Origin of the sequence: Pradoshia sp. D12, from assembly GCF_008935075.1 — a bacterium.
Lineage (GTDB): Bacteria > Bacillota > Bacilli > Bacillales > Pradoshiaceae > Pradoshia.
The window spans coordinates 466,179-489,978 of the sequence record NZ_CP044545.1 but is presented as its reverse complement, the minus strand read 5'-3'; the positions used below and the strand labels follow the sequence as shown (position 1 = coordinate 489,978).

Genomic DNA, 23,800 nt, shown 5'->3' with positions numbered 1-23,800 from the left:
AATTTATAAGCTTATCCTTCTATTTATTTTTTAATTGGTATCCATATTTCTGAATAATAATCCTTAGAAGATGGATCTCCATCACTTAAGTAAACCTCCATCTCAGGTCCACCCGAATGCTCATAGCCTGTTGCCGGAAACCATTCAGAGAAAATTCGATTCCACACCTTTGGCATGGCATCAGGCATAGCGCCATGAACAGGAAAAACAGCCCAGGTAGCAGCCGGAATCTGTCGTTCTTCCCAATCATTTGGGACATGTTCTATATGTTTCTCTGCCCCGATCAAGTAAGTTAGATTTTCTTGTAGTTTATCAAAGTCCATACAAACTCCAATTAATCCAAGAGATCCACTATTTTTAGCAAGTACAGCGGCGAATCCATTCTGATTAGATTCATCCCAGAAAGAGGCTATTTTCCGATTGTTCTCTCCCCCACTAGTACTCGTGCGTATGCTTTTCCCAACAACCTTAAATGCTTCCTTTTCGACAATCTTATAATCCATTCCCACATCACCCTTTAACTGAATTTGAAAAGAGAGCCTCGGATAAGCCTTCAAGGATTGAGTATTTTTCTTTGCAGATGACGGATTGATTCCATGAATTTTCCGGAATGCTTTTGTAAAGGATTCCGGAGTTTCATAGCCATATTTCAGTGCAACATCTATTACCTTCGACTTGGAATATACCAGTTCCTGCGCAGCAACTGTGAGACGGCGATTCCTAATATATTCACTTACGGTATATCCCGTCAGTATACTGAACATCCGCTGGAAATGAAATTTTGACATACAGGCAATTTCAGCAATATCTTCCATACAAAGATACTGTTCCAAATTATCTTCTATATACTCGATGCTGTCGAGCATCCTTTGAAGTCCCTCCATGTAAGCACTCTCCTTTCTAAACTCAGTCTACCAACACCGGTTTAGCAAATCCTGTTTATCCGTGCTCTTTTATGACAGTCTAGAATAGAATAAGAGCACCCAATTAGTTCATTAAGCTATCTCTATTTAACTGCCTGAATATCGCATAACAAAAGTTTTACTCAAACTATTTTCAGAGTTCACTTTCCCAATTCCAAAATTCTATTTCGTCTACTTCTAATTCACTTACTTTTCCTTCATCCTGTAATTTTAATACTTCTTTTCTTGGTCCTGTAATAACAGCCCCGTAATGCTTATAACCATGCTTCTCCATGTATTGAATACGTTTTGATAGATTTAGCTCTCCCATATAAAACTTTTCAGCTTTTCCTTCATATTTTTCCAGGAATTGCAGTGTTTTTCGGAATTGCTTATGCAGTGGTTCTCCTTCGCCTACCTCATATTCCGGTGAGGAAAACCCCTCAGAAACTATTTCAGTTCCAAAAAAAGCTTTTTCCTCTTGTCGAAAATCTATAATCATATCATCCTCATGCCAAGTTGGTTCACTTGGTCTCTTTCTTTTCAAAACCAGTATCCACTGCAAGCCATATTAATCTCATATCCTTAGTCTCGAATAATGAAAATACCTCTTCTGTCTCTAGTAAATCAGTAAATGAAACATAGGCTGAAACAACCGTCCCTTCCGGAACCTTTTTTAATCGTTCCCACCCTGAAAAACCTCGTGGGCTTGAGACCGGATAAATAAAAGCAGGACTGTTAATAGATATAGGGCTGAAATAGGTAACTTCGGGATATGACATCCTTGAGAAGAAAAAATCAGTTTCCATTTCACCTACTTTGATCGTATCATCTCCAATAACCTTATTTATATCTTTTGAGGCTGTCATTCCAAAATAGGCAGAAGTGCTCGTACTTGTACCATCCATATGACCATAAGGATTCATTACAGTCAGACTGTAATCAACGATATTACGTAATTTCTCTAGTCGGTCAGGAGTCCCGAACGAGTAATACATCAGAGTTAGGATGGAAGAAAAGAATGAGAATAGAAGAAATAAACCTATAGCCATAAGTGCTGTTTGAAATCTCGCCTTCCATTTTGCAAATTTCATAATTCGTTGTTGTTTTTTTATGCCAATATCAGAATCAGTTAACTTTCCCCTATTTTCTTCATCAGTTTCTTCCAAATATCTCTCCATGCTCTCCAGTTCTTTCTCAATCTCTTTTGCCTCTTCTGCAGAAAGTTCACCTTTTTCATATGATTCCAGGCGCTTTTTAAATTCATCACTCATATTCTTTACTCCTTCTTTTCCTTATTGCTTTTCTCCCGCGAAATAAAAGAACTTTTACATATGCCTTACTAACCTTCATTACTTCAGCAGCTTCCTCATATGATAGACTATTAAAGTCACAAAGCAGTACTGCCATCTTATGTTTTTCAGGTAATGCATTCACTTCACGTAATAGCTCTTCTATTTCCTCATGAATCACAATCGTTTCATCAATCGCTCTGTTCTTATCTAAAAATCTAGAAAAATAGCCTTCATCCTGAATTGTTACTCTTTTATGCTTTCTATGATGATCAATATATGCATGATATGCTACCGTAAAAAGCCATGCCTTTACACTTCCACTTTGATAATTCTCAATAAATAGGCACGAAAGAAGGTCTCTTGAACAAGGTCCTCCGCTGTATGATGATTATGACAAAGAGAGAAAAGGAAACGATATATATCAGAAAAATAAGTGCTATAGAGACTATCTATTGAATCAGCCTCATTACCCCCTCTCACTAATACCACGTATAAATATAAAAAAGGTTACAGAAAATAAAATATTTTCCAAACCACCAATCATTATGAGCATACCAAAAGAAGCGGAATAAAGTTTATTTTTGATTGGTTTGACGTTTATATAAACATCAAAAAGACATCAATAGATGCCTTCTTTCGTGCACAATAAATGTATATAACCACCAGGGGGGATGGATGATAAAAAAAAAAGACCCGAATTCGTATAATTCACGAAACAAGGATCGATCTGGCAAATGTATTTTTCGGAGTCTTCAGGTATACTACCTCATTACAAAAGTAATATCGATACTATAATTCCTTTTTAGACTTGGATGAATCAACTAATTAACTTATATTTACTTTCCTCGATTAACAAAACAATATTCTTTATATAACTTGATTAATTCTTGGACAATTCCAGGTCTCTGCTTCGTTATCTAAGCGTTCATTTAGAAAACCGAGAAAGAATACTGGATTAAATATGGAACCTAAAAGAAAGATTTATCATTTTTTTGTCGAATTCTATTATATATAGCTTAACTAAAATAGCCTCCAGCATTTTAGGAAGAGACAAAATTAGAATAGAGATAGGGTGACGAAGACATGGACAGTATTTCAAACAAAATAAAGTTTGAATACAATTTTGTAGTAGATAAAGAAATGATCTCAAAAAAGCATAAAAGGGATGTGCCTGCCATATTAGCCGTGGATGCCACATTTACAATAAAAATCAACAACGAATTATACTTTGAAACAGAACTAGCTATACTCGAATTCTATAAAGCATTGTATAGATGGAAAGAAGAGATTACGAAGAAGAATCCTACACCGGAATTCCATTATTACACGATTGAATATGCTGACTATGAGAATGGAGCTATCCTGTCATTAATCCCCTTTTCCAATAAGGCCAGAGTGAAATCAATCTGGGCAGAACAAGATCTATATAATGTTTTCGATCTAGACTATATTGTAATGGAATTCATTCTACTAGAAGAGATACTAAAACGGGATATAGAGGATTATTTTGATATAAGATTAAAAGATTTCATCAAACACATTCCTGTCCAAATTTCAAACCCGCTTTTGCTAAAGGGGAATTTGTAAATGGTTTAGGTAGCAGGACATGTTCAAAAAATTATATTAAATAGACAAACCTATCTGCTAATCGGATTCAATAAAAAAAGACCCAGTTTTCATAAAAGATTATTTATACGAAAACTGGGTCGATTAACAAATGTTTATTTAGTTAGCCAAGAGTATTTTTATTGGTTACACCTTCAACATAATCTCCACAACGCACTCAATATGAGAAGTTTGTGGGAACATGTCCACTGGTTGGATATATTTTGGTCTGTATTTTTTGCTTAGGTAGTCCAAATCCTTGGCCAGTGTGGATGGGTTACAGGATACATAGACGATTTTTCTTGGACGTGTGCGCAGGATGGCATCCATTAATTTATGATCCAAGCCGCTTCTTGGCGGATCGACGACAACGACATCTGGCTTCCAGCCTTCGCGCAGCCATTTAGGCATGAGAACTTCTGCTTTGCCTACTTCGAAGCTGACATTATCCATATGATGCTTTTTAGCATTCTGAATGGCATCTTCAATTGATTCCGGAATGACATCCATGCCTCTAACTTCTTTACAAAAATCCGCAAGCCACAATCCTATCGTTCCTACTCCGCAATAAGCATCTACTACTCGTTCATGACCGTGAAGGCGAGCTGCTTTTTTCACTTCATCATAGAGCTTCACGGTTTGTACTGGATTCAATTGGAAGAAGGTACGCGCTGATAGCTCATAGGATAAATCGCCAAGTTCTTCTTCAATTGCTTCTTCTCCCCACAGATGAATCGTCTTTTCGCCGAATATAAGCGGAGTCTGTTCTTTATTCACGTTTTGAACAATGGAAACGACTTCCGGTAAACGTTTGTTGATTTCTTCTATGATTTGGCGCTTCTTAGGAAGCTTTTCAGAAATGGTGATGATCACCACTTGGACCTGATCCGATGAGAAGCCGACACGGGTTACGACCGTTTTAACAATCCCGCTTTTCTTTTTCTCATCATAGGATGGCAATCCAAATTCCTGCAAAATATCCAATACTGTACGAGTAACCTTGTTCGTTGCTTCATGCTGAACGATACAATTTGGAATATCAATCAAGTTATGAGTATTTGCCGCATAAAGGCCGGCAATCAACTCTCCAGTCTCATTGGTGCCAACCTGGAATTGGTTTTTATTACGGTAATTCCATGGATTCTCCATCCCAATTGTTGGACGGATATCTACATTGCTGGCATCGTATTGGCTATGGCGCTCCAATGATTGAATAACGATATCACGTTTTTCCTTCAATTGTTGGCTGTATTCCAAATGCTGCAATTGGCATCCACCACATACGTCATAAACCGGACATGGTGCTTCGACTCGATGTGGCGATGCCTTTTTAATCTTTTTGACAAGACCTTCCGAATACTTCGGATGGACCTTCGTAATCTTTACTTCTACAATTTCATCCGGCAGAGCACCCGGTACAAATACAACCTGACGTTTATAGTAGCCGACTCCCTCACCATTTATGCCAAGGCGTTTAATAGTTAGTAAAATCTCTTGTCCTTCACGGACTAATGTTGCCTGTTGGTTCATCAATATTCCTCCGTTTTTCAATGCTTCTCCATAAGTAAAGTGAAGCGTAGCTTAAATAAGGATGCCACTCCTTACTGAATTGCTCCATCTCTTCCATTGTTGGCTTTCGTTCTAGGTTATATAGCAGCTTAATAGCATTCTGAATGCCGATGTCTGCTTTTGGAAATAAATTCGGGCGGCCAAGACCAAATAACAGGAAGTTTTCAGCCGTCCATCTGCCTACACCTCGAATTCTTGTTAATTCTTCTATAATTTCTTCATCTGTCTTTGTGCGCAACTCTTCCAACCTGAGTTCACCGCTTGCAATCTTTTCTGAAAGGCCAATGACATACTCTGCTTTTCTGCCGCTGAATTTCATTCCTTTTAACTCATCTACTGTGAGAGCAGCGGTTGTCTCTGGAGATGGATAAAACCATACTCCGTCCTTCTGATACCCATAGGCTGTGACAAAATCCTTCGTTAGTTTTTGAGCAAACGCCATATTCAGCTGTTGATGGATAATACTTTTCACGAGACAGCCATATAGGTCGAATTCTAAAATAAGCGGGGTACCGCGATGGCGAGTAAAAATATCATTGAGCTTCGTCTCTCCAAAGTGAGCATGTATATCTGAAAGTGGCAGATGCCACTGAAAAATCTCCATTAAACGATCCGTCGCCAATACTTGTTCTTCTTTGCCGCTAATCGTAAAGGCCGGCTTATCTACCGTACCGATCGCTTGGACGGTATAAACATTGGGCTTACCATTAATCAGTAAAGGGACCTGAATCAAGCGATTGCGGTAATCTATTTCATACAGAGGATCAAGACCGATCCTTTCCAATACCAGGTCAAAATCATAGGGAGCTTCTACATGAATGGTTTCTTTCCACATCATTATCACTCCTTTATGGACTAGTCCAGTTATTATAACAGGTTTTGCAGCTATATGGGTACATAGGAAAACGGCCCATTAAATTGGAGCCGTATCCATGTTCTTCTTCGTTATTACCGCTTTAATCGCACTGTAGCTGATTTCATTAGGAAGATGCTCTTTAATTGGCTTTAAAAAATCATTCCCCACTTCCTCAATCGCCTGTAGAATCTGGATTTCCTCCTCAGGTGAGAAGAAATACTCCCAATTCAGAGGCAATCCTTCTTCTGCACATCGGAATAGATGCCTTTCTACTGTTTGAGAAGATAAATCTCTTTCTTTTGCAATCTCCTTCAGCGTAAGCCCTTGTTTATATAATTCATACGTATCCATATGTGAGTTGGCAGTACCCGCCTTGGATTTTTTCATCGCAGGCATTTTCCCCTCTTGTTCTACAATTGGTGCTTCATAATCATTTTCCTTTATAAACGCTGTGATCACTTCCACAAATCGCTCACCATACTTATCTGTCTTTTGAGCTCCGACTCCCTTCACCTCAAGGAACTCATCTTTGGTTTGCGGTTGTTTAACGCACATATCGCGCAAAGCTTGGTCGGAGAATATCAAATATGGAGGCACTTTTTCCTCTCCTGCAATTTGTTTTCGCAAATTACGCAGCACTTCGAATAAAGGATCATCTGTTGAAATAGCGGTGATTCGCACAGCTTCTTTTCTCATTACCGCACGTTTCCCTAGCAACACTTCTTTGCCGGAAGCTGTGACATATAAGAGCGGATATTGCCCACCCGTAATCCCAATTAATTGCTCAGATGTTAGAAAATCAATCAGTTCAGCGATCTCTTTGGTTGATTGATTTTTCATTAACCCATACGTTGATAAGGATTGAAAGTTTTGTTCAAGCAATTTCTTATTGGATGAGCCAGTTAACACTTGGGCAATCATTGTTTTTCCAAAACGTTCGCCAGTTCGGATTATACAGGATAAGACCATTTGGGCATCTTTTGTCACATCCTTCGCACTTCGTTCATCCAGACAGTTAGAGCACCGCCCGCAGTCATCTGCCTCCTGCTCACCAAAATAATGCAGAATATAGGCCTGCAGACATCCTTGAGTATGGCAATAGTCACGCATTTGATAGAGCTTTTGCAACTCTTGATTTTTATGGTTTTCATCACCAAACGATTGATCAATCAAAAAGCGCTGGACCTGAACGTCCTGTTCAGATTGAAGCAATATACATTCACTCGGCAAGCCATCACGTCCGGCACGGCCTGCCTCCTGATAGTAACTTTCCATATTTTTAGGCATTTGAGCATGAATCACATATCGTACATTTGATTTATCTATCCCCATCCCAAACGCATTCGTTGCGACCATGACAGTAATTTCATCACTTAAAAATTTATTTTGCTCTGTTTCACGTTCTGTACTTGATAAACCCGCATGATATCTCCCAACTGATATACCTTTTTGTTGGAGACGTTCATATAGATGGTCCACTGTTTTTCGTGTGGCACAATAAATAATCCCGGATTCCTGTTTATTTTTTCCTACATACGCATCAATATATTTTTGTTTATTTTGCCCTTTCACGACCTGGAAGCTTAAATTTTCCCGTTCGAAGCCAGTTATAACCGTATGTGACTCTTCAATATTCAAGGACCGGCGAATATCTGCCTGCACTCGCGGAGTTGCTGTTGCTGTCAGGGCAAGGACAACCGGATTGGAATTCAATTGTTCGGCTAATGATTGGATGCGTAAATAACTCGGGCGGAAATCATGACCCCATTGTGATATACAGTGAGCTTCATCTACAGCAATTAATCCAACCGGCAATTGACGGATATCCTCAATAAAGCCATGGGATTCCAGTCTTTCAGGCGCCAAATATAAGAGCTTATAGGCCCCCTGCTGGATGTCATACAAACGATCATTCACTTCACTCGCGGTTAGGGAACTATTAATAAAGGTGGCGGGTATTCCGGCCTGATCCAGTGAATCTACCTGGTCCTTCATGAGAGAGATTAATGGAGAAATAACGAGGGTAACGCCCGGTATTATCATCGCCGGGATTTGATAACAAATTGATTTACCTCCGCCTGTCGGCATAATTCCTAGTGTATCGATTCCTTGTAGCACCTGCTCAATAATTTTGGCTTGTCCATTGCGAAAAGAATCATAACCAAAATACTTCTTTAAAAGAGAGCTTGCTTCTGTAAGCATGAATTCCCTCCTCCATTCATTGATCATTCTACCATCCATTATAGCTTATAGAGATTGATCTATACTAGTGAGACAAGATAGCTGGAGTCTTAAAAATCACCAAATATATCCTTCTTATATGATAAACTAATAGTAATCTATAACTGGAGGTTTTCCGATGCTGGCTGATTCCTTGAAATCATATCAAATAATAGATGAAACTCGTGAAATGGAAGATTTAAATAAACCAATTTTGATCAGTACTTTCACTCTTATGGTCGGATTGCTTATCCCCTATTGGTTCATTTGGAAAATCGGTGAGATTGACCTATTCTTTTTAATTGAACTGGCTGTTGGATACATCCTCCTAATTTTCATGCATGAAGTACTGCATCTAGTAGGCTACATATTTTTCGGGAAAGCCAAAATAAGTGAGGTTAAACTGGGTGTTTTATGGAAGTATCTTACTCCTTATGCCCATTGCAAAATACCAATCAGGATCAAAGCTTATCGGATCAGTGTTTTATTACCGATTGTCCTCGGAATCGTGCCATTAATTTATGCATTTTTAAACGGAAATGATTATTGGTTTTTTATTGGATTGTTTATGACTATCGGATCATTAGGGGACCTTATCATTCTTTGGATATTGCGCAAGTATTCAGTAGATGTCCTTGTTCAGGACCACTCCAGTAAAATTGGCTGTATTGTTTACACTCCTCAATCTTAAATGTTTTTCGATTCCATACTGTCAATGAAAATGAAAGTGAAAGGCTCCCAAATCGATTGACAGGAATCCAATCATCAAAAAGGGAACCCCACACAGGAATGCCCTTATCTTACCATTTTCTCAAGATAAATATGATGCCCGTTGTTTTTTCAATATTAATACTAAAAACCGCTTATTATTTGTAAGCGGTTTTTTGTTTAGGCACATTATATCTTTATGTCTATTTTCTGTTTTTGTGGTGTCTTCTGTGGTTTTTCACAATTCATATCATCCAAGCTTTTAAAGGTATACCCTCTCTTTTTTAAATCTGTAATCACCTGGCCAAGTGCTTCTGCATTGTCCTTAGACACAGAATGTAAGAGCAAAATGGCACCAGGATGAATTTGAGCCATAATTTGATCATAGGAATGCTTCCACCCCTGCTGACGATTCACATCCCAATCAAGAAAAGCAACCGACCATAAAATATGTTTATAGCCCAGATCATTTGCCACCTGTAAAGTTCGTTCACTAAATACTCCTCGTGGCGGTCTGATATAGGACATATCCTTTTGCCCTGTTAATTCCTCTGTCTTCTTCTTAACCCGTTCCAGTTCATCAGCTATTTTATCATCCGATACCTGTGTGAAATTGGGATGGCTCCATGAATGATTGCCAACTATATGCCCTTCCTTCACCATTCTTTTCACTAACGGTTCAGCTGTATTCAAATAATGACCTGTAACAAAAAAGGTAGCCGGAACTTTATGTTCTTTCAGTACATCCAGTACCTTCTCCGTATATCCATTTTCATAGCCATTATCAAACGTTAAGTAAATCTCTTTCTTTTTCGTGTTTACTTTATAAACAGCACCGTATTTTTCAACGATTGCATTATATTTAGGCCCTGCATCAGCAGGCTGTTCATTCTTTCCCTTATTAAAGCCCCAACCATACTGTACGTTTGAAATCGCCTCAGCAACGCCCAGGAATAATGTCCCCGAAAGCATGATGGCAGATAATCCGGTGATAAGCCATTTTTTCACTATTTTCCCTCCTGAATATACTTTTGATAAAGATAGTTTTAATCAGAGTAAGGGAATTTATGCAGCACAGCGAATGATTGCATTAACGATATAATATAAAAAAGACAAATCCGCTTATAACGGATTTGCCATATAATCTTATTCATTTATACCTCTTTATTAGGTTCTGTTTCCGGTCGATTTTGAAAGCTTTGAAACTTCTCCTCAATTGAATCCACGATTTCAATTAGGCGGTCAATATCTTCAATATCCGCTGTTTCAGGCTCAATCCGGTCTAAAACCTCCATAAATAACTCAAGTCGGTCTTTTAAGTATTTTACTTGTTCATCTTTATTATAAATCGGTGTTGTCAAACTAATCCGGCTCCTTTCATCATAAATATTATCCTAAACGATAGTAGCCTATTTCGCAACTGACCATTTTCTATTTTACCCAAAAGCAAGAAGCTTCAACCAAAACCGGCTGAAGCTTGCAGACTTAAACGGCAATCAATATGGTCGGTTGACCGCTCTGAACTGGAATGAAACATGATCTTGAATAGGAATCCAGGCTCCAATCCCTTGTGAGGTTACATTCCTTACTACAATCTCACGTTTGCTTCCTTTCAATACTAAATAGACCTCACCATATGTGACTTTACCCTTCTCGTTTATTGCCGGCGCATACCCATAGAGGTAGCCAAGTCTCATTGGCGGTATATTGTATACTCTGTCTTTTTTTGTACCGCTACCTATGATGGTCTCAAATGCCAGTGGCAGTTTAGATTTTTCTGATGCTCTCGCCAGCATCATTTTTTGAATATCCTGACTGGAAGGTACTTTTGCTGTCAATCCTCCGCGCACCACTTTTTGTGTCTCTTGGACATAATGAATTTGGAAATTCGTATCCCCGCCACGGTTATCATAAAAATTCGTATTGATTTTTTGATACTCCCAGTTTGGAGAGGTTTCCATCGATTCATAATTTAAAGCCCACTTACCTAAGTAAACAGTGGCTCTATACCAAAAGGCAACCGGATTGGTTCCGATATTGGTTTCATTAAGCATGTGAACTAATTCAGGATTTTCTATTTTAACGTTGCTGGACTTAAGCAATTGTTTGGATAACTCACTTGGCTCAAGCATTGGCGTGTCCTGACTGGAATTGGGATATGTGTTTTCTTTATTGATCGATAAAACGGACTCCGGAATTTTATACTTAGCTTCCTCAACCGTAGGGTCTGCTCCTTCTTTTGAGGCAGCCCAGTTATGCTGGGTTGGAATAATAACGAGCATGGCTATAACGATCATGATAAAAAAATTTCTTCTCATGCTTGAAGCTCCTTTCTTACATACAAAAAAGAATGATTGTTCCGTTATTTTCCCTCTTAAGCAAAAAAACTATTCAAAAATCAGGATTGTTTTATTACACCTTGCAGTTACTAGAATTAACAGATTGTTAAGCTATATTAACTGTTTATTTAGCACATTACAAACCAGTATTTTTTGTCACAGTTTTGTAAAATTCAGAATATTTACAAAACTACAGGAAGGTGCTATACTAAAACCAACATATCGTAAAGGAGGCGAAATCAACAGCCGGAATAACTGCAGGGAGGAATGCTTATCGAAACCATCCTCACACGGAAAACTTAATGTAGATTTCGTCACAAATCAGGACAATAAAGATAAAGGATGTGACCTATAGGGCTAACTAACATGACTGTTTAAAACAGAAATATCTACCTTTGAAAAGATACATTTATTTTTGGAAGGATTAGAATTTAGTTAGACATGACTTATGATGAAGCAAATTGGAAAAACATAAAAAAGACTCTGAATCCATAGTAGATCAGAGTCTTTTTTAATTTATTATTATAACAGAAAGAAACCTATCCCCATCACTAAATAAGCAGCAAGTAAGGTGAGTCCTTCAAACCAGTTTGTTTCCCCATCGTTCGTTATTACAATCATTAAAAAGACAGATAGCACCATCGCCACAAGTTCAGGCAATGTAAAGACAAGTGGCATTTGCGTTTCAAATAATAAAGATACCAGAACAAGTACCGGTGCTACAAACATGGCCACCTGTAGAGTAGAACCAACAGCAATTTCAACAGCAATGTCCATTTTATTTTTGTAAGCGAAAATAATGGCAGATGCATGCTCAGCTGCATTTCCGACAATTGCTACAATGATAACCCCGATAAATAATTCAGACCAGCCCAATTGATTCCCTACGTCTTCGAATGTATGTACCAAATTCTCAGATACATAGGCTACTGCCACTGTTGCCAAAGCTAGGACCATAATCGACCATTTTTTGCTCCACTCTGCTTCTTCAGTTTCTTCCTCTGCAAAAGACAAGTCTTCCTTACGTTGATAGACACCGCGATGGGTGACCAATTTAAAGAATAAAGCAGCCAAATATAAACAGATCAGGATAATGGATATGCCTGTACTCATGACCATTTGGTTACTTCTTTCCATCTCTCCGGCAAATACTTCAGGAATGATAAATGCAACTAATACACCGAATGTTAATAGCCCTGCATTGTGCCTGGCATCAAATACATTAAATTTTTGTCTTTTATACTTAATACCACCCAAGAAAAATGAAGCCCCACTAACTAATAATAAGTTACCGATGACACTTCCTGTTAAAGAAGCCAATACAATTCCCACCAGTCCCGCTTTAAGAGAAAAAATGGAGATGATCAGCTCAACAGCATTTCCAAATGTTGCATTTAGCAATCCTCCAATCCTCGGTCCGGATATGATTGCTAAGCTTTCTGTCGCCCTCCCCATAAAACTTGCCAGAGCAATAATCGTTAAACAATAAACAGCAAACATGAGCAGACTTGGCCAATGTAAAATGGAGCCGGCTATGGATACCGGTAGGCCAATCATTAGCATTGCAGAAAATATTTTTTGTCCCATCCCTTGAATTCCTTCTTTCTAATCTAAAATATATTCATTTATTCCCGAATTACCTTTAGATTAGTCTTCAAAATCTCCTTGCTAAAGTTTGTGAACAACTCTAATATTGATTCAGATAGATATAGGAGAGATAATTATGAACTATCAAAAAATTAGATTTTCTGCACTTATTATTCTAGTTGCTGTGTCAGGTTTCTCACAGGGAATGCTGTTACCCTTAATTGCCATTATTTTTGAACAGGATGGAGTAAGCTCCGGTCTAAACGGATTAAATGCTACAGGACTATATCTGGGAATACTATTAATCTCACCTTTCATGGAAATTCCTCTGCGAAAATTTGGTTATAAACCCCTGATTTTTTTCGGCGGACTGTCGGTGATTATTGCGTTTCTGTTATTTCCGATCCTAGATTCTTTCTGGTTTTGGTTCATTCTCCGTATGATTATCGGAATTGGAGATCATACCTTACATTTCACAACCCAAACCTGGATAACCGCTTTTACGCCAGTAAACAAGAGAGGCAGAAATATATCCATTTATGGCTTATCCTTCGGCATAGGTTTCGCAGTTGGGCCATTACTGACTAATTTAATTGAAGTTAATCGGGCATTACCCTTTATCGTTGCATCAGCAATCAGTCTTATTGCTTGGTTGACCGTCTTTTTATTAAAAAATGAATTTCCAGATGAAGATTTGGAAACAACCAATGTTTTCGGTACCTTACATCGTTTCAAAAAAGTTGCCAAGTATGCATGGGTTGCGTTCTTGCCTCCTTTTGGTTATGGATTTTTGGAAGCATCCCTAAATGGAAATTTCCCTATCTATGCTTTACGAATTAATATGGATGTTCAACAAGTCTCCATCATCTTGCCTGCTTTTGCAGCAGGCAGCATTATTACCCAGATCCCATTAGGAATTTTAAGTGATTCCTTAGGGAGGAAACGCGTTCTTCAATATGTTCTTTTTAGCGGTTTTTCCATCTTTTTAACAGCTGCCTTAATTGAACAAACCGTTACAGGTTTATTTATCTGTTTCTTTATTGCAGGTATGCTTGTCGGCTCCACCTTCTCTTTAGGAATCAGTTATATGACCGATCTATTGCCTACACAACTGCTTCCTGCCGGCAATATTATTTGTGGAATAGTCTTTAGCCTTGGAAGCATCTCTGGGCCATTTTTTGGCGGCTTGGCCATTCAATATCTGCCTAATGGGAATTTCCTTCTTGTAATCAGTGTTATCCTGTTACTGATTTTCATCGCTCTTAGCAGATTTAAAAGAAATCCAATTAATGACCAGATTCAAACCTCTGTGTAAGCAGAGGTTTTTTCATTCGACTTTATTACTGTAATTGTTGCTGTATTTATTCATCCACTCAATTTTATCTCATATTCACCTTCACGCATCTTCAGTTAAAATTTCCCCTATCCACAAATAAGCAAGGTAGAAAATTGCTATTTTTTCTTTTCCAAATAAATTCACTTAACTTCTTTAGCGACTCATGTTATACTAATATGTAGATAATAATTATTATAAATAAGAAAGAAAAATGTTGCTGTCACAGTATTTGTGGCAGCATCCGCTATTTTATAAGCCTAATGATTTTGAACATCATTCTCAATTAGAAAAGAAAAACAACGAGATCTATTCTCAATTACAAGGAGGTTATTCACATGGAAACAGCACTAAATAAATCAAGCTTGAAAAATTCACCTAGCCAATATAATAGATGGAAAGAATTCACCTCTAAACTTACGTCCAATTGGGAGCTCTTGGCTGCCGGTTTAAGCGGAATTCTGATTTTATGCGGCTGGCTATTATCAACAAAGGATTTGAATGCCTCATCTGCCTTCGTCTATATACTGGCATATGTAATTGGGGGTTATGCCAAGGCTAAAGAAGGCATCACTCAGACGATTGAAGAGAGAAAACTGAACGTAGAGCTTTTGATGATTCTGGCAGCGATTGGGTCAGCCATTATCGGATATTGGACTGAGGGAGCAATCCTGATTTTTATTTTCTCTTTGAGCGGTGCACTTGAAACGTATACGATGAATAAAAGTCACAAAGAAATTTCTTCATTAATGGATTTGCAGCCTGAACAGGCTTTGAGAATAGTCGATAACACTGAAGAAATAGTACCGGTTTCTTCCCTGCAAGTTGGAGATTTGATTTTAATTAAGCCTGGGGAACGCATCCCCTCAGATGGAGAAATCTTATTTGGAGAGACTGCTGTTGATGAAGCTGCAATTACCGGAGAATCGATTCCCGTCAGCAAATATATTCAAGACGAGGTATTTGCAGGGACGGTTAATGGACATGGAACCATAAAAGTTAAGGTTACAAAACCTAACAGTGAAACTTTATTCCAAAAAATTATCACACTTGTTCAAAATGCGCAAAGTGAAAAATCTCCTTCTCAATTATTTATTGAAAGATTTGAGGATACGTATGTAAAAGTTGTTCTTGTTGTCGTTGGAATTATGTTGTTTCTCCCACATTTTGTTCTGGGTTGGTCCTGGACAGAGACCTTCTACCGGGCAATGGTTTTGTTAGTGGTAGCTTCTCCATGTGCATTAGTTGCTTCTATCATGCCGGCTACTTTATCCGCGATTTCGAATGGCGCTAAAAGTGGGATTTTATTCAAAGGCGGTATCCATCTAGAAAACCTAGGCAATGTAAAGGCCATTGCTTTCGATAAAACAGGGACACTAACTCAGGGGAAACCCGTTGTGACGGATATTTTAATCCGCGATGACATCGATCAAAAAGAATTTTTATTAAGTGTAGCTTCCATTGAACAGAATTCGAATCATCCGCTGGGACAATCCATTGTTAAGCATGTTGAACAGCTTTATTCACAGACCATGCCGCGCGTAGAATCTGAAGAAATATCCGGATTTGGTGTTCAAGGACATGCAAATGGGCACTATTGGAAGATTGGGAAGAAGGGTTTTGTAGGCGAAGAAGCCGCCATGTCATTTAAAAATGGAGCGGCACTTGAATTAATGTCTGAAGGGAAAACATTGTCCTATGTAAAAGATGAGAAAGGTATTGCAGGAATAATTGCATTAAAAGATATCATTCGTAAAGAGACTGCCGATGCTCTCGAAGCATTGAAGGAACTGGATGTATATACATGCATGCTGACTGGAGATAACGAGCACACTGCCAAGGTAATCGCCAAAGAAAGCCATTTATCTGGGTTTGTTGCTGGATGTTTACCTGAACAAAAGGTAGAAGAAGTTAAAAAACTTAGAGAGAAATATACTACCGTTGCCATGGTTGGGGATGGCATTAATGATGCGCCTGCGTTAGCTACTGCTTCTGTCGGAATTGCCATGGGTGAAGGATCTGATGTGGCTCTTGATACAGCTGATATTGTTCTCATGAAAAACGACTTACCAAAAATAGCAGAAGCCATTCAATTATCCAAACGAATGAACCGAATCATTCGCCAAAATGTTATCTTTTCAATTTCCGTCATTATGATTTTAGTTGTATCAAACTTTTTTCAGGCTCTCGACCTACCATTCGGTGTAATCGGCCATGAAGGCAGCACCATATTAGTCATCCTAAACAGTCTCCGTTTATTAAAATCTAAATAGAATACAAATAGAGGCTATCCTGTAAGTCTGTTAATGACTTTCCGGACGGCCTCTATTTTCTTTATTCATGGGAAGTTAATCTGAAACACATCAAATCTTCCTAAAACTACGGTGGCTGTTCATTTAATAATCAATCACCGTTCGTCCGCACATTAGTTCTGAACCATTATAATTTGAATCCACGCTCTACTTATTTAATCGTCCAGTGCCTCTTATTTCTGGACAATACTGCATTAATTTCTCCGCCTACAATAATGACAAGACCTGATATATATAACCAAAGCATTAAAACAATCAAGCCTCCGAGACTGCCATATGTGGAAGAATAGTTACCAAATGTACTCACGTAAACTGAAAATGCCCACGATGATAGCGCCCATCCGACACTCGCGAAGATTGCCCCTGGTAAAACGTCTCTACATTTCATTTTAAGGTTGGGCCCAATCCAATACAAAATTAAAAATACAAAGGTAATGACAGCAATAGAAATCACCCAGCGCAGTAAATCATAAACAAAGGAAGGCTCGTATCCTAGGAAATCAAATACAATATTGAGAATATATTTCCCAAACACTGGCAATAGCAAAGAAACCACTACAACCAGGATTAATCCAATGGTTAAAATCAAAGCTAATCCTCTTGTTTTAATAAATGATCTGGTTTCCTCAACATCATATGCATGATTAAGAGCCTTTATAATGGCATTGGTCCCGTTGGATGCTGACCACATCGTTGCCAAGATACCAAAAGATAACAAGCCGCCGTTTTGGTTAGCCATGACATCCTTTAAACTCGATTCTAATAAATTTGCCGATTCTGCAGGAGCATACGTATGCAAAAGCTCCATCAAATCCGCTTGGGAAACCTGCAAAAAAGGCAATAACGTGATAACAAATATTAAGAGCGGAAAAATTGAAAGTAAGAAGTAATAGGCTAATTGCGCTGCCAAGCCTGTTACTTCATCACCTTGAATTTTATCGTATAAATGTTTAAATACGCTTTTATTTACATACTTCTTCCTACCTTCCATTCCAGTACCACCTCTATTCAGCTTGTTTGACTTTATTTGCGCGTAGAAGTGGTACTTATATCATCAGATACAGAGGAAGTATTACTGTTCTCTGTCGTAGAAGCCGAACCATCAGAAGATTTTTTGTCTACCAGTACTTCTTTTGTTTCCTTAATAACCCCTGCTACTTGCGGTGGCATTTCTTTCATTTCATCTACCTTTTCAGATATAAAAGATACATCCTGACCAATTTGATCTATGTTTGTACGAATTTTACCAGACATCTCCTTCACATTTTCCACTATAGAATTCGGATCTTTAGCCATCGATTTAACATTCGTTATCATTTTTTGGCCGCCTGTCATTACTGTTTTGCGAGTGTTCTTATCCAATAGGCTGATTGCAAAACCTGCTGCTGCTCCACCTAAAATTCCTAACCATAGCTTATTGCTCTTTTGACTGCTTCTACTCATTATTTATCCCTCCCGAATTAATTTTACTTGCTTATTCTTATATTTATTGATTTACCTATAATAGCGGAATTCTAAACATAAAATGTCAATTAAGTATTTTTTATCTTGACGCAAAATTGTTTCAAGAATATTCTTAATATTAACAACATACAGATAGGGTGAATTTACTTGATTGACTTTTTGAATAAGTTTTCAAAAGATTTGACTGTACTTTTAGAAACAATAAGTAATTTTCTTTGGGGGCCACCCCTCTTAATTTTAATTGTTGGTACAGGTATTTATTTAACATTTCGAATTGGATTTTTACAAATTAAATTATTGCCTTATTCATTAAAATTGGCCTTCACTAAAAGCCAGGATAAAAAATCGGACGGAGATATTTCCCATTTCCAGGCTTTAATGACTGCTCTTGCAGCAACAGTCGGAACTGGGAATATTGTTGGAGTGGCTACAGCAGTCGTCAGCGGTGGACCAGGGGCCGTCTTCTGGATGTGGGTTGCTGCCTTTTTTGGTATGGCGACGAAATACGGAGAAGCAGTACTTGCGGTTAAATACAGAATCGTAAATGCTAATGGTGAAATGTCAGGTGGACCTATGTATTATTTAGAAAAAGGGCTGAGAATGAAATGGCTTGGCGTCGCCTTTGCGATTTTCGGTGCGATTGCAGCTTTTGGAATCGGTAATATGGTCCAAGCTAATTCAGTAGCCAACACGATTCATGATACTTTCTCCATCCCAACCTGGGTAACCGGGATTGTCCTGACTATTTTTGCCGCTCTTGTGTTAGTCGGAGGCATTAAAAGCATCGGTAAAGTCACCTCCTATTTTGTACCGGTTATGGCCGCCTTTTATTTAATTTGTGGAATCTTAATTCTTATCTTAAATGCTGAACTCGTTCCAAATGCAATTAAACTGATTTTCACAGATGCCTTCACTGGACAGGCAGTAGCTGGCGGTGCAATCGGTACTGTAATCCGTTGGGGTGTGGCTAGAGGTGTCTTTTCGAATGAAGCTGGTTTAGGGTCAGCTCCGATTGCGGCAGCTGCGGCTAAAACGGATTTTCCTGCCCGACAAGCACTTGTATCAATGACGCAAGTATTTATTGATACAATCATTATTTGCTCAATAACAGGAATTTCACTTGTAATGGCAGACCAATATCATAGTGGATTAGAAGGAGCAGAACTGACATCCGTCTCCTTTGATTTATTATTAGGTCCTGTTGGTTCCTACATCGTTTCAATCGGGTTAATTTTCTTTGCTGCCTCCACAATTATTGGTTGGGCTTATTATGGTGAGAAATGCTATTCCTACTTATTTGGAGATAGGACCGTGATTAGCTATCGAATCGTTTTTGTTTTAGCTGTTTTTATTGGCTGCGTAAGCTCCCTTGATCTTGTTTGGAGCTTTGCTGATATTATGAATGCTTTAATGGCAATTCCTAACTTGATTGGCCTCCTCGGACTTTCAGCTGTGATTATAGCTGAAACAAAAATCATTATCAGAATTATTAATAGTGAAAAACAAAATAAGCACCGAAAGACATTTGAAACTTGAATTTGACAGATAGCGAATTCCATGGAATGATATTTCTATCTAGTGCGGAAGGGATGAATGAAGTGGCAGATTTATCGGTTAAATCCACTGAGAATATTAAAATTATGATTAATGGCATCCAAGAAAAATTACAAATGATCAACAGTTCAGCTATGCGTGCAGACAGCTTTAATGATAGCTCCTATGAGGATTTACTGGAGATATATGAAATGGTCATGTCCAAGGACCGCTTCAGCCCTAGTGAAATGCAAGCAATTGTCGAAGAGATTGGCAAATTGAGAAAGTAAATAGGCAATAAAAGCTCCTCTGTTCAATGAACAGAGGAGCTTCATTTTATTTGGACAGCAATGCAAGGGATTCCCTGTTGAAAGCTGGGATATCATCAGGCTGCCTGCTTGTTACTAATTGTTCTCCACATACAAATACCTCTTCATCATGATAAGTGGCACCTGCATTCTCGAGATCAACTTTAATTGATTTGTAACCTGTTGAATCTCTTCCTTCCAGCGCTTTTGCAGTAATCAACAATTGCGGACCATGGCAAATTGCGAATACTGGTTTCTTTGCATCCATGAATTCCTTGGCGAAAGAAACAAAACGATCGTCTCCTCTTAAAATGTCAGGAGAGAATCCACCCGGAATAAATAAAGCATCAAACTCATTCGCTTTTACCTCATCAATGCCCTTTTGAATTTCCACCGTTTCTTTTCCTTGCTTACCTTCAACATTTTGTCCACTTTCAAAGCCGATGGTTACTATTTCATGACCAGCTTCCTTATAAGCCTTAGCAGGGTCTGTATATTCTACATCTTCAAACATATCCGTTATGACACATGCAATTCTTTTTCTCATACTATCAATCTCCTTTTTTGAAAAATAATAGTTACAGTTTCATCTTTCCCTCGGCAAAATTTTCATAAACATTCTCTTTTATGTAATCAAGGAATATAAAAACAGTGTGAATGATATTCACACTGCCCAAGTCACTCGTTTAAAGATTTCCACATTTCCCTAATAGACTTCACTATTTTCCAATGTCTCCAAAATTTTTGAACTAAGCCTCATCCTATCTAAATTCAGATACCCCTTCTAAATTCATTAACCAACTTAACGGATAATCCACTACTCACCAATTAATGTTTTACGGGGCATGATGAGGATTTCTACGCGTCTATTTTTCTCCCGCCCACTGTCAGTGGTATTAGGCGATACTGGTTTAAATTCTCCAAAGCCTTTTGCACTAAACCATTCCGGTTTTAATTTTTTATTATCTTGAAGAAGCTTCATAAAGTTAACAGCTCTCATAACGCTTAATTCCCAATTTGACTCAAATTCTGCATTACGAATCGGAACATTATCCGTATGTCCGCTAATGATAATATTTCTGGGTGGTTCCATTACAAGCAGTTCAGATATTTCCTTAGCAATTATTTCATCTCTCTCTCTGACCATTGCGATCCCCGAGTCAAACAATACATTATCACGAATGGTTAACAGCAACCCTTCCTCTGTCAGAGATGTCTCTAAATTGGTTTTTAAATGACTGTCATTAATATAAGTATCTATTTTTTCCTGGACTACCTTTAATTCTTCCAATTCAGGACTGGCTTCCTCTGTTCCTTCTTCCTCTTTCCCATCAAATTTCTCTGGGTCTGTTTCTGTCATCATCCCTTCAGGCATTGGGCTCGGATGCTCAAAAACACCTGTTCCTCCATCTAATGCTTTATTAAAGGCTCGTGATAGTTCAGAGAACTTTTGGGCATCTACAGAACTCATAGCAAATAAGACAATAAATAACGCTAATAATAGGGTTAATAAGTCACTATATGGGAGCAGCCAGGACTCGGACATATGCTCCTCATGCTGAGATTTCTTTTTTCGCCTGGACATTGTTTCTCATCTCACCTTCCAACCACTTCTTCCTTTCCACAGCAGGTAAATAAGAAGATAGTTTTTGCTCTATAGTCCTTGGTGCTTCACCTTCTAATATAGATAGAATGCCTTCTACCATCATCTCTTTAATACGTACTTCCTGTTTAGATTTTCTCTTTAATTTATTCGCAAACGGGTGCCACAGTAAATATCCCGTAAAGATTCCCATCAATGTAGCAACAAATGCTGCACTTATGGCATGGCCCAGTACCTCTGTATCACTCATATTACCCAGGGCTGCAATTAACCCTACTACTGCACCTAGTACCCCGAGGGTCGGAGCATAGGTGCCAGCCTGTGTGAATATCTGAGCCCCAACAGCATGCCTTTCCTCCATGGCATCTATTTCTTCTGATAGGATGTCGCGAATATAATCTGCACTTTGTCCTTCAACCGCCAAATTCAAGCCGTTCCTTAAAAACGGATCTTCAACTGATTCTGAAATTTTTTCTAGTGCCAGCAAACCTTCTTTACGAGCTGTTTGTGCCCAATCACAAAATGTATGAATTAATTCTTCCGTTGAGACCATTGCTTTTTCTGAAAAAAGGATGCCAAATAGCTTAGGAAGCTTAATCAATTCATTAACTGGAAAAGCAACTAATATAGCAGCAGCCGTTCCTAAGAAAATGATTAATATAGCAGCTGGATTGACGAGAACTGCGATATCAACACCTTTTAGCACCATTCCAACACCTACTGAAACGATGGCCAACATAATCCCTATGATTGAAGACTTGTCCATATAATTCACCCGTTTTCTACTATTCTTTTATCTCTTCTAGTATCGACATTTCAATAAATTCCTTAACACTAATAAGCTTTTAAAAAGATATGAGAATCAATTTTAGGTAAAAAGACATAAAAAAAAGTGATGAAAACATCACTTTTTTTAATCGATTAAGAGTTGAATCAACAATTACAGATACCTTGCAATAGCAATTCTGAGGAGAATGACTTAACTTTATCCCCTCTATCATTTAATCTTCCATGAATATAATATGGGGTTTTTTAACAAATATGTCGAAGTAACCAAATTTCTGTAATATTTTTGTAAATTAAATTCAATAATGCTGTAACCATAGAAACTAGTATTTTAGTTATAGTAAAAAAGTAGAGAAAAAGGCGGTAAGATTTAACAATGCTGCCAAAAAAACATTTCGGGGGTCACTATGAAAAAAATAATTATTGCTCTTGCTATTTTTCTGTCATCCACGCTTGTGCCATTTGGACCATTTGAATCTAAAGCCTCAGCCGCTATTTCGACAAGTAAAGCTAACAAAGTTGTTTCAACCGGGAAAAAATATGTAGGAACGCCTTATCGATACGGCGGAACAACACCTAAAGGATTTGACTGTTCTGGTTTTGTGGGGTATACCTACAAAAAAGCGGCAGGAAAGAAACTTCCAAGGACCTCAACCAGTATGTATAAACAGGGGAAAAAGATCGCTAAATCTAAGTTAAAAAAAGGTGATTTAGTTTTCTTTAATACTTCTGGAAAAGGAGTTTCCCATGTAGCAATCTATATTGGCAGCAACAAAGTCATTCACTCTGTATCTAAAGGTGTAAAAATAGATTCATTAAGCTCTTCATATTGGAAGAAGCGTTATGTAGGTGCTAAAAGAATATAAACTCTATTTTCCAGGCGGACATCCTTCACCTTTTTATTTTGCCTTTTTTTTACCCACTTGTAAAAAGTGTAGACCTTTTCATCGAGTATAGCTTGCATACTGTCTTAACCAGTCAGCATCTTACTTGATGGTATTTCACTATAGACTCTGATCTCTCCTTTTCTTTTCAGGAAGGTTTTTAAAGCATCTATTTTTTTATTGGTCGCATTAATGCGTATAAGTCTTCTTCCAAGCGTGCAGCATATGCTTCAGCATGTTTCCCTGCATCCTTCACTCCAGCATTGTAAAAATGAGGTCCTAACGTTTCTGTGAAAAACTCCAAAATATTCTCAGCAGCCAGTTCTCCAATCTCTTCATCACGCTCTTTTTGAAAATATTGTTGAATTTGACCAATTATCCATCTTTTATCTTCTGCTTTCCAATTGATTAGCAATTGTACCCCTCCTTTGAAATTTACTTTATCTTTCATTTATAACAAAAAAATAGTAGGATATAAACCTTCATGTGGTTTATC

At 38.1% G+C, this 23,800-nt stretch carries 25 protein-coding genes; 7 read left to right on the top strand and 18 right to left on the bottom strand.

Annotated elements, in window-relative coordinates; genetic code table 11:
- Positions 1–23 precede the first annotated feature (23 nt).
- From F7984_RS02440 to F7984_RS19240, 5 genes are all read right to left on the bottom strand, one after another.
- Positions 24–884, bottom strand: coding sequence for an AraC family transcriptional regulator (locus F7984_RS02440; protein WP_140462160.1), 861 nt, complete (start codon positions 882–884; stop codon positions 24–26).
- Positions 885–1,056: 172 nt separating this feature from the next.
- On the bottom strand, positions 1,057–1,449 hold the full coding sequence (locus F7984_RS19250; RefSeq protein ID WP_225983644.1) for an anti sigma factor C-terminal domain-containing protein: 393 nt from the start codon (positions 1,447–1,449) through the stop codon (positions 1,057–1,059).
- A complete protein-coding gene (locus F7984_RS19245; RefSeq protein ID WP_258188248.1) occupies positions 1,427–2,176 on the bottom strand; it encodes an anti-sigma factor in 750 nt (249 codons plus the stop codon). Before F7984_RS19245 ends, F7984_RS19250 begins: the two co-directional genes overlap by 23 nt.
- Complete coding sequence (locus tag F7984_RS02430) at positions 2,169–2,471, bottom strand: RNA polymerase sigma factor (protein ID WP_257469181.1); 303 nt, start codon at positions 2,469–2,471, stop codon at positions 2,169–2,171. Before F7984_RS02430 ends, F7984_RS19245 begins: the two co-directional genes overlap by 8 nt.
- 35 nt (positions 2,472–2,506) lie before the next feature.
- Positions 2,507–2,677, bottom strand: a complete 171-nt coding sequence (locus F7984_RS19240; protein WP_225983643.1) for a sigma factor — start codon at positions 2,675–2,677, stop codon at positions 2,507–2,509.
- A 603-nt stretch (positions 2,678–3,280) separates the two neighbouring features.
- Here F7984_RS19240 and F7984_RS02425 point away from each other — a divergent pair.
- Entirely contained in the window at positions 3,281–3,784 is a 504-nt protein-coding gene (locus F7984_RS02425) for a DUF7878 domain-containing protein (RefSeq protein WP_066108243.1), read from the top strand.
- Positions 3,785–3,949: 165 nt separating this feature from the next.
- On the opposite strand, the gene rlmD is transcribed toward F7984_RS02425, so the two are convergent.
- From rlmD to recQ, 3 genes are all read right to left on the bottom strand, one after another.
- Complete coding sequence (rlmD, locus tag F7984_RS02420) at positions 3,950–5,332, bottom strand: 23S rRNA (uracil(1939)-C(5))-methyltransferase RlmD (protein WP_139892728.1); 1,383 nt, start codon at positions 5,330–5,332, stop codon at positions 3,950–3,952.
- A complete protein-coding gene (locus F7984_RS02415) occupies positions 5,304–6,206 on the bottom strand; it encodes a DNA-3-methyladenine glycosylase family protein (protein ID WP_139892766.1) in 903 nt (300 codons plus the stop codon). Before F7984_RS02415 ends, rlmD begins: the two co-directional genes overlap by 29 nt.
- 78 nt (positions 6,207–6,284) lie before the next feature.
- Positions 6,285–8,429 (bottom strand): DNA helicase RecQ, encoded by a 2,145-nt coding sequence (gene recQ, locus F7984_RS02410; RefSeq protein WP_140462159.1) that lies wholly within the window; start codon positions 8,427–8,429, stop codon positions 6,285–6,287.
- A gap of 157 nt (positions 8,430–8,586) precedes the next feature.
- Between recQ and F7984_RS02405 the strand changes: the two genes are divergently transcribed.
- Positions 8,587–9,138: a DUF3267 domain-containing protein gene (locus F7984_RS02405; protein ID WP_066108256.1), complete on the top strand. Its 552-nt coding sequence runs from the start codon at positions 8,587–8,589 to the stop codon at positions 9,136–9,138.
- A gap of 206 nt (positions 9,139–9,344) precedes the next feature.
- Here F7984_RS02405 and pdaA read toward each other — a convergent pair whose 3' ends face one another.
- From pdaA to cax, 4 genes are all read right to left on the bottom strand, one after another.
- On the bottom strand, positions 9,345–10,127 hold the full coding sequence (pdaA, locus tag F7984_RS02400) for a delta-lactam-biosynthetic de-N-acetylase (protein ID WP_140462207.1): 783 nt from the start codon (positions 10,125–10,127) through the stop codon (positions 9,345–9,347).
- A gap of 182 nt (positions 10,128–10,309) precedes the next feature.
- Positions 10,310–10,516: an SE1561 family protein gene (locus F7984_RS02395; protein WP_066108258.1), complete on the bottom strand. Its 207-nt coding sequence runs from the start codon at positions 10,514–10,516 to the stop codon at positions 10,310–10,312.
- Positions 10,517–10,651: 135 nt separating this feature from the next.
- Entirely contained in the window at positions 10,652–11,473 is an 822-nt protein-coding gene (locus F7984_RS02390; protein WP_140462158.1) for a YfkD famly protein, read from the bottom strand.
- Positions 11,474–12,016: 543 nt separating this feature from the next.
- Positions 12,017–13,081, bottom strand: coding sequence for a calcium/proton exchanger (cax, locus tag F7984_RS02385; protein ID WP_066108268.1), 1,065 nt, complete (start codon positions 13,079–13,081; stop codon positions 12,017–12,019).
- 136 nt (positions 13,082–13,217) lie between these two features.
- On the opposite strand from cax, the gene F7984_RS02380 reads away from it, so the two are divergent.
- Both F7984_RS02380 and F7984_RS02375 read left to right on the top strand, forming a co-directional pair.
- On the top strand, positions 13,218–14,396 hold the full coding sequence (locus F7984_RS02380) for an MFS transporter (protein WP_140462157.1): 1,179 nt from the start codon (positions 13,218–13,220) through the stop codon (positions 14,394–14,396).
- Positions 14,397–14,752: 356 nt separating this feature from the next.
- Positions 14,753–16,687: a heavy metal translocating P-type ATPase gene (locus tag F7984_RS02375; protein WP_140462156.1), complete on the top strand. Its 1,935-nt coding sequence runs from the start codon at positions 14,753–14,755 to the stop codon at positions 16,685–16,687.
- 190 nt (positions 16,688–16,877) lie between these two features.
- Here the strand turns inward: F7984_RS02375 and F7984_RS02370 are convergent, their stop codons facing one another.
- Both F7984_RS02370 and F7984_RS02365 read right to left on the bottom strand, forming a co-directional pair.
- Positions 16,878–17,717 (bottom strand): YihY/virulence factor BrkB family protein, encoded by an 840-nt coding sequence (locus tag F7984_RS02370; protein ID WP_066108277.1) that lies wholly within the window; start codon positions 17,715–17,717, stop codon positions 16,878–16,880.
- A gap of 32 nt (positions 17,718–17,749) precedes the next feature.
- Complete coding sequence (locus tag F7984_RS02365) at positions 17,750–18,169, bottom strand: YtxH domain-containing protein (RefSeq protein WP_140462155.1); 420 nt, start codon at positions 18,167–18,169, stop codon at positions 17,750–17,752.
- Positions 18,170–18,340: 171 nt separating this feature from the next.
- Between F7984_RS02365 and F7984_RS02360 the strand changes: the two genes are divergently transcribed.
- Positions 18,341–19,726, top strand: a complete 1,386-nt coding sequence (locus tag F7984_RS02360) for an alanine/glycine:cation symporter family protein (protein WP_375138421.1) — start codon at positions 18,341–18,343, stop codon at positions 19,724–19,726.
- Positions 19,727–19,779: 53 nt separating this feature from the next.
- Complete coding sequence (locus F7984_RS02355) at positions 19,780–20,013, top strand: DUF1128 domain-containing protein (RefSeq protein ID WP_066108582.1); 234 nt, start codon at positions 19,780–19,782, stop codon at positions 20,011–20,013.
- Positions 20,014–20,059: 46 nt separating this feature from the next.
- Here the strand turns inward: F7984_RS02355 and F7984_RS02350 are convergent, their stop codons facing one another.
- From F7984_RS02350 to motA, 3 genes are all read right to left on the bottom strand, one after another.
- Entirely contained in the window at positions 20,060–20,578 is a 519-nt protein-coding gene (locus F7984_RS02350) for a type 1 glutamine amidotransferase domain-containing protein (RefSeq protein ID WP_140462154.1), read from the bottom strand.
- 270 nt (positions 20,579–20,848) lie between these two features.
- The gene (gene motB / locus F7984_RS02345; protein WP_140462153.1) at positions 20,849–21,616 is read right to left on the bottom strand and encodes a flagellar motor protein MotB; all 768 of its coding nucleotides are present in this window, start codon (positions 21,614–21,616) and stop codon (positions 20,849–20,851) included.
- Entirely contained in the window at positions 21,585–22,400 is an 816-nt protein-coding gene (gene motA / locus F7984_RS02340) for a flagellar motor stator protein MotA (RefSeq protein ID WP_140462152.1), read from the bottom strand. Before motA ends, motB begins: the two co-directional genes overlap by 32 nt.
- 427 nt (positions 22,401–22,827) lie before the next feature.
- Here motA and F7984_RS02335 point away from each other — a divergent pair, with 427 nt between their 5' ends.
- Positions 22,828–23,286: a C40 family peptidase gene (locus F7984_RS02335; protein WP_066108289.1), complete on the top strand. Its 459-nt coding sequence runs from the start codon at positions 22,828–22,830 to the stop codon at positions 23,284–23,286.
- Positions 23,287–23,473: 187 nt separating this feature from the next.
- Here the strand turns inward: F7984_RS02335 and F7984_RS02330 are convergent, their stop codons facing one another.
- Positions 23,474–23,719 (bottom strand): DUF2164 domain-containing protein, encoded by a 246-nt coding sequence (locus tag F7984_RS02330; RefSeq protein ID WP_066108292.1) that lies wholly within the window; start codon positions 23,717–23,719, stop codon positions 23,474–23,476.
- Positions 23,720–23,800: the final 81 nt, after the last annotated feature.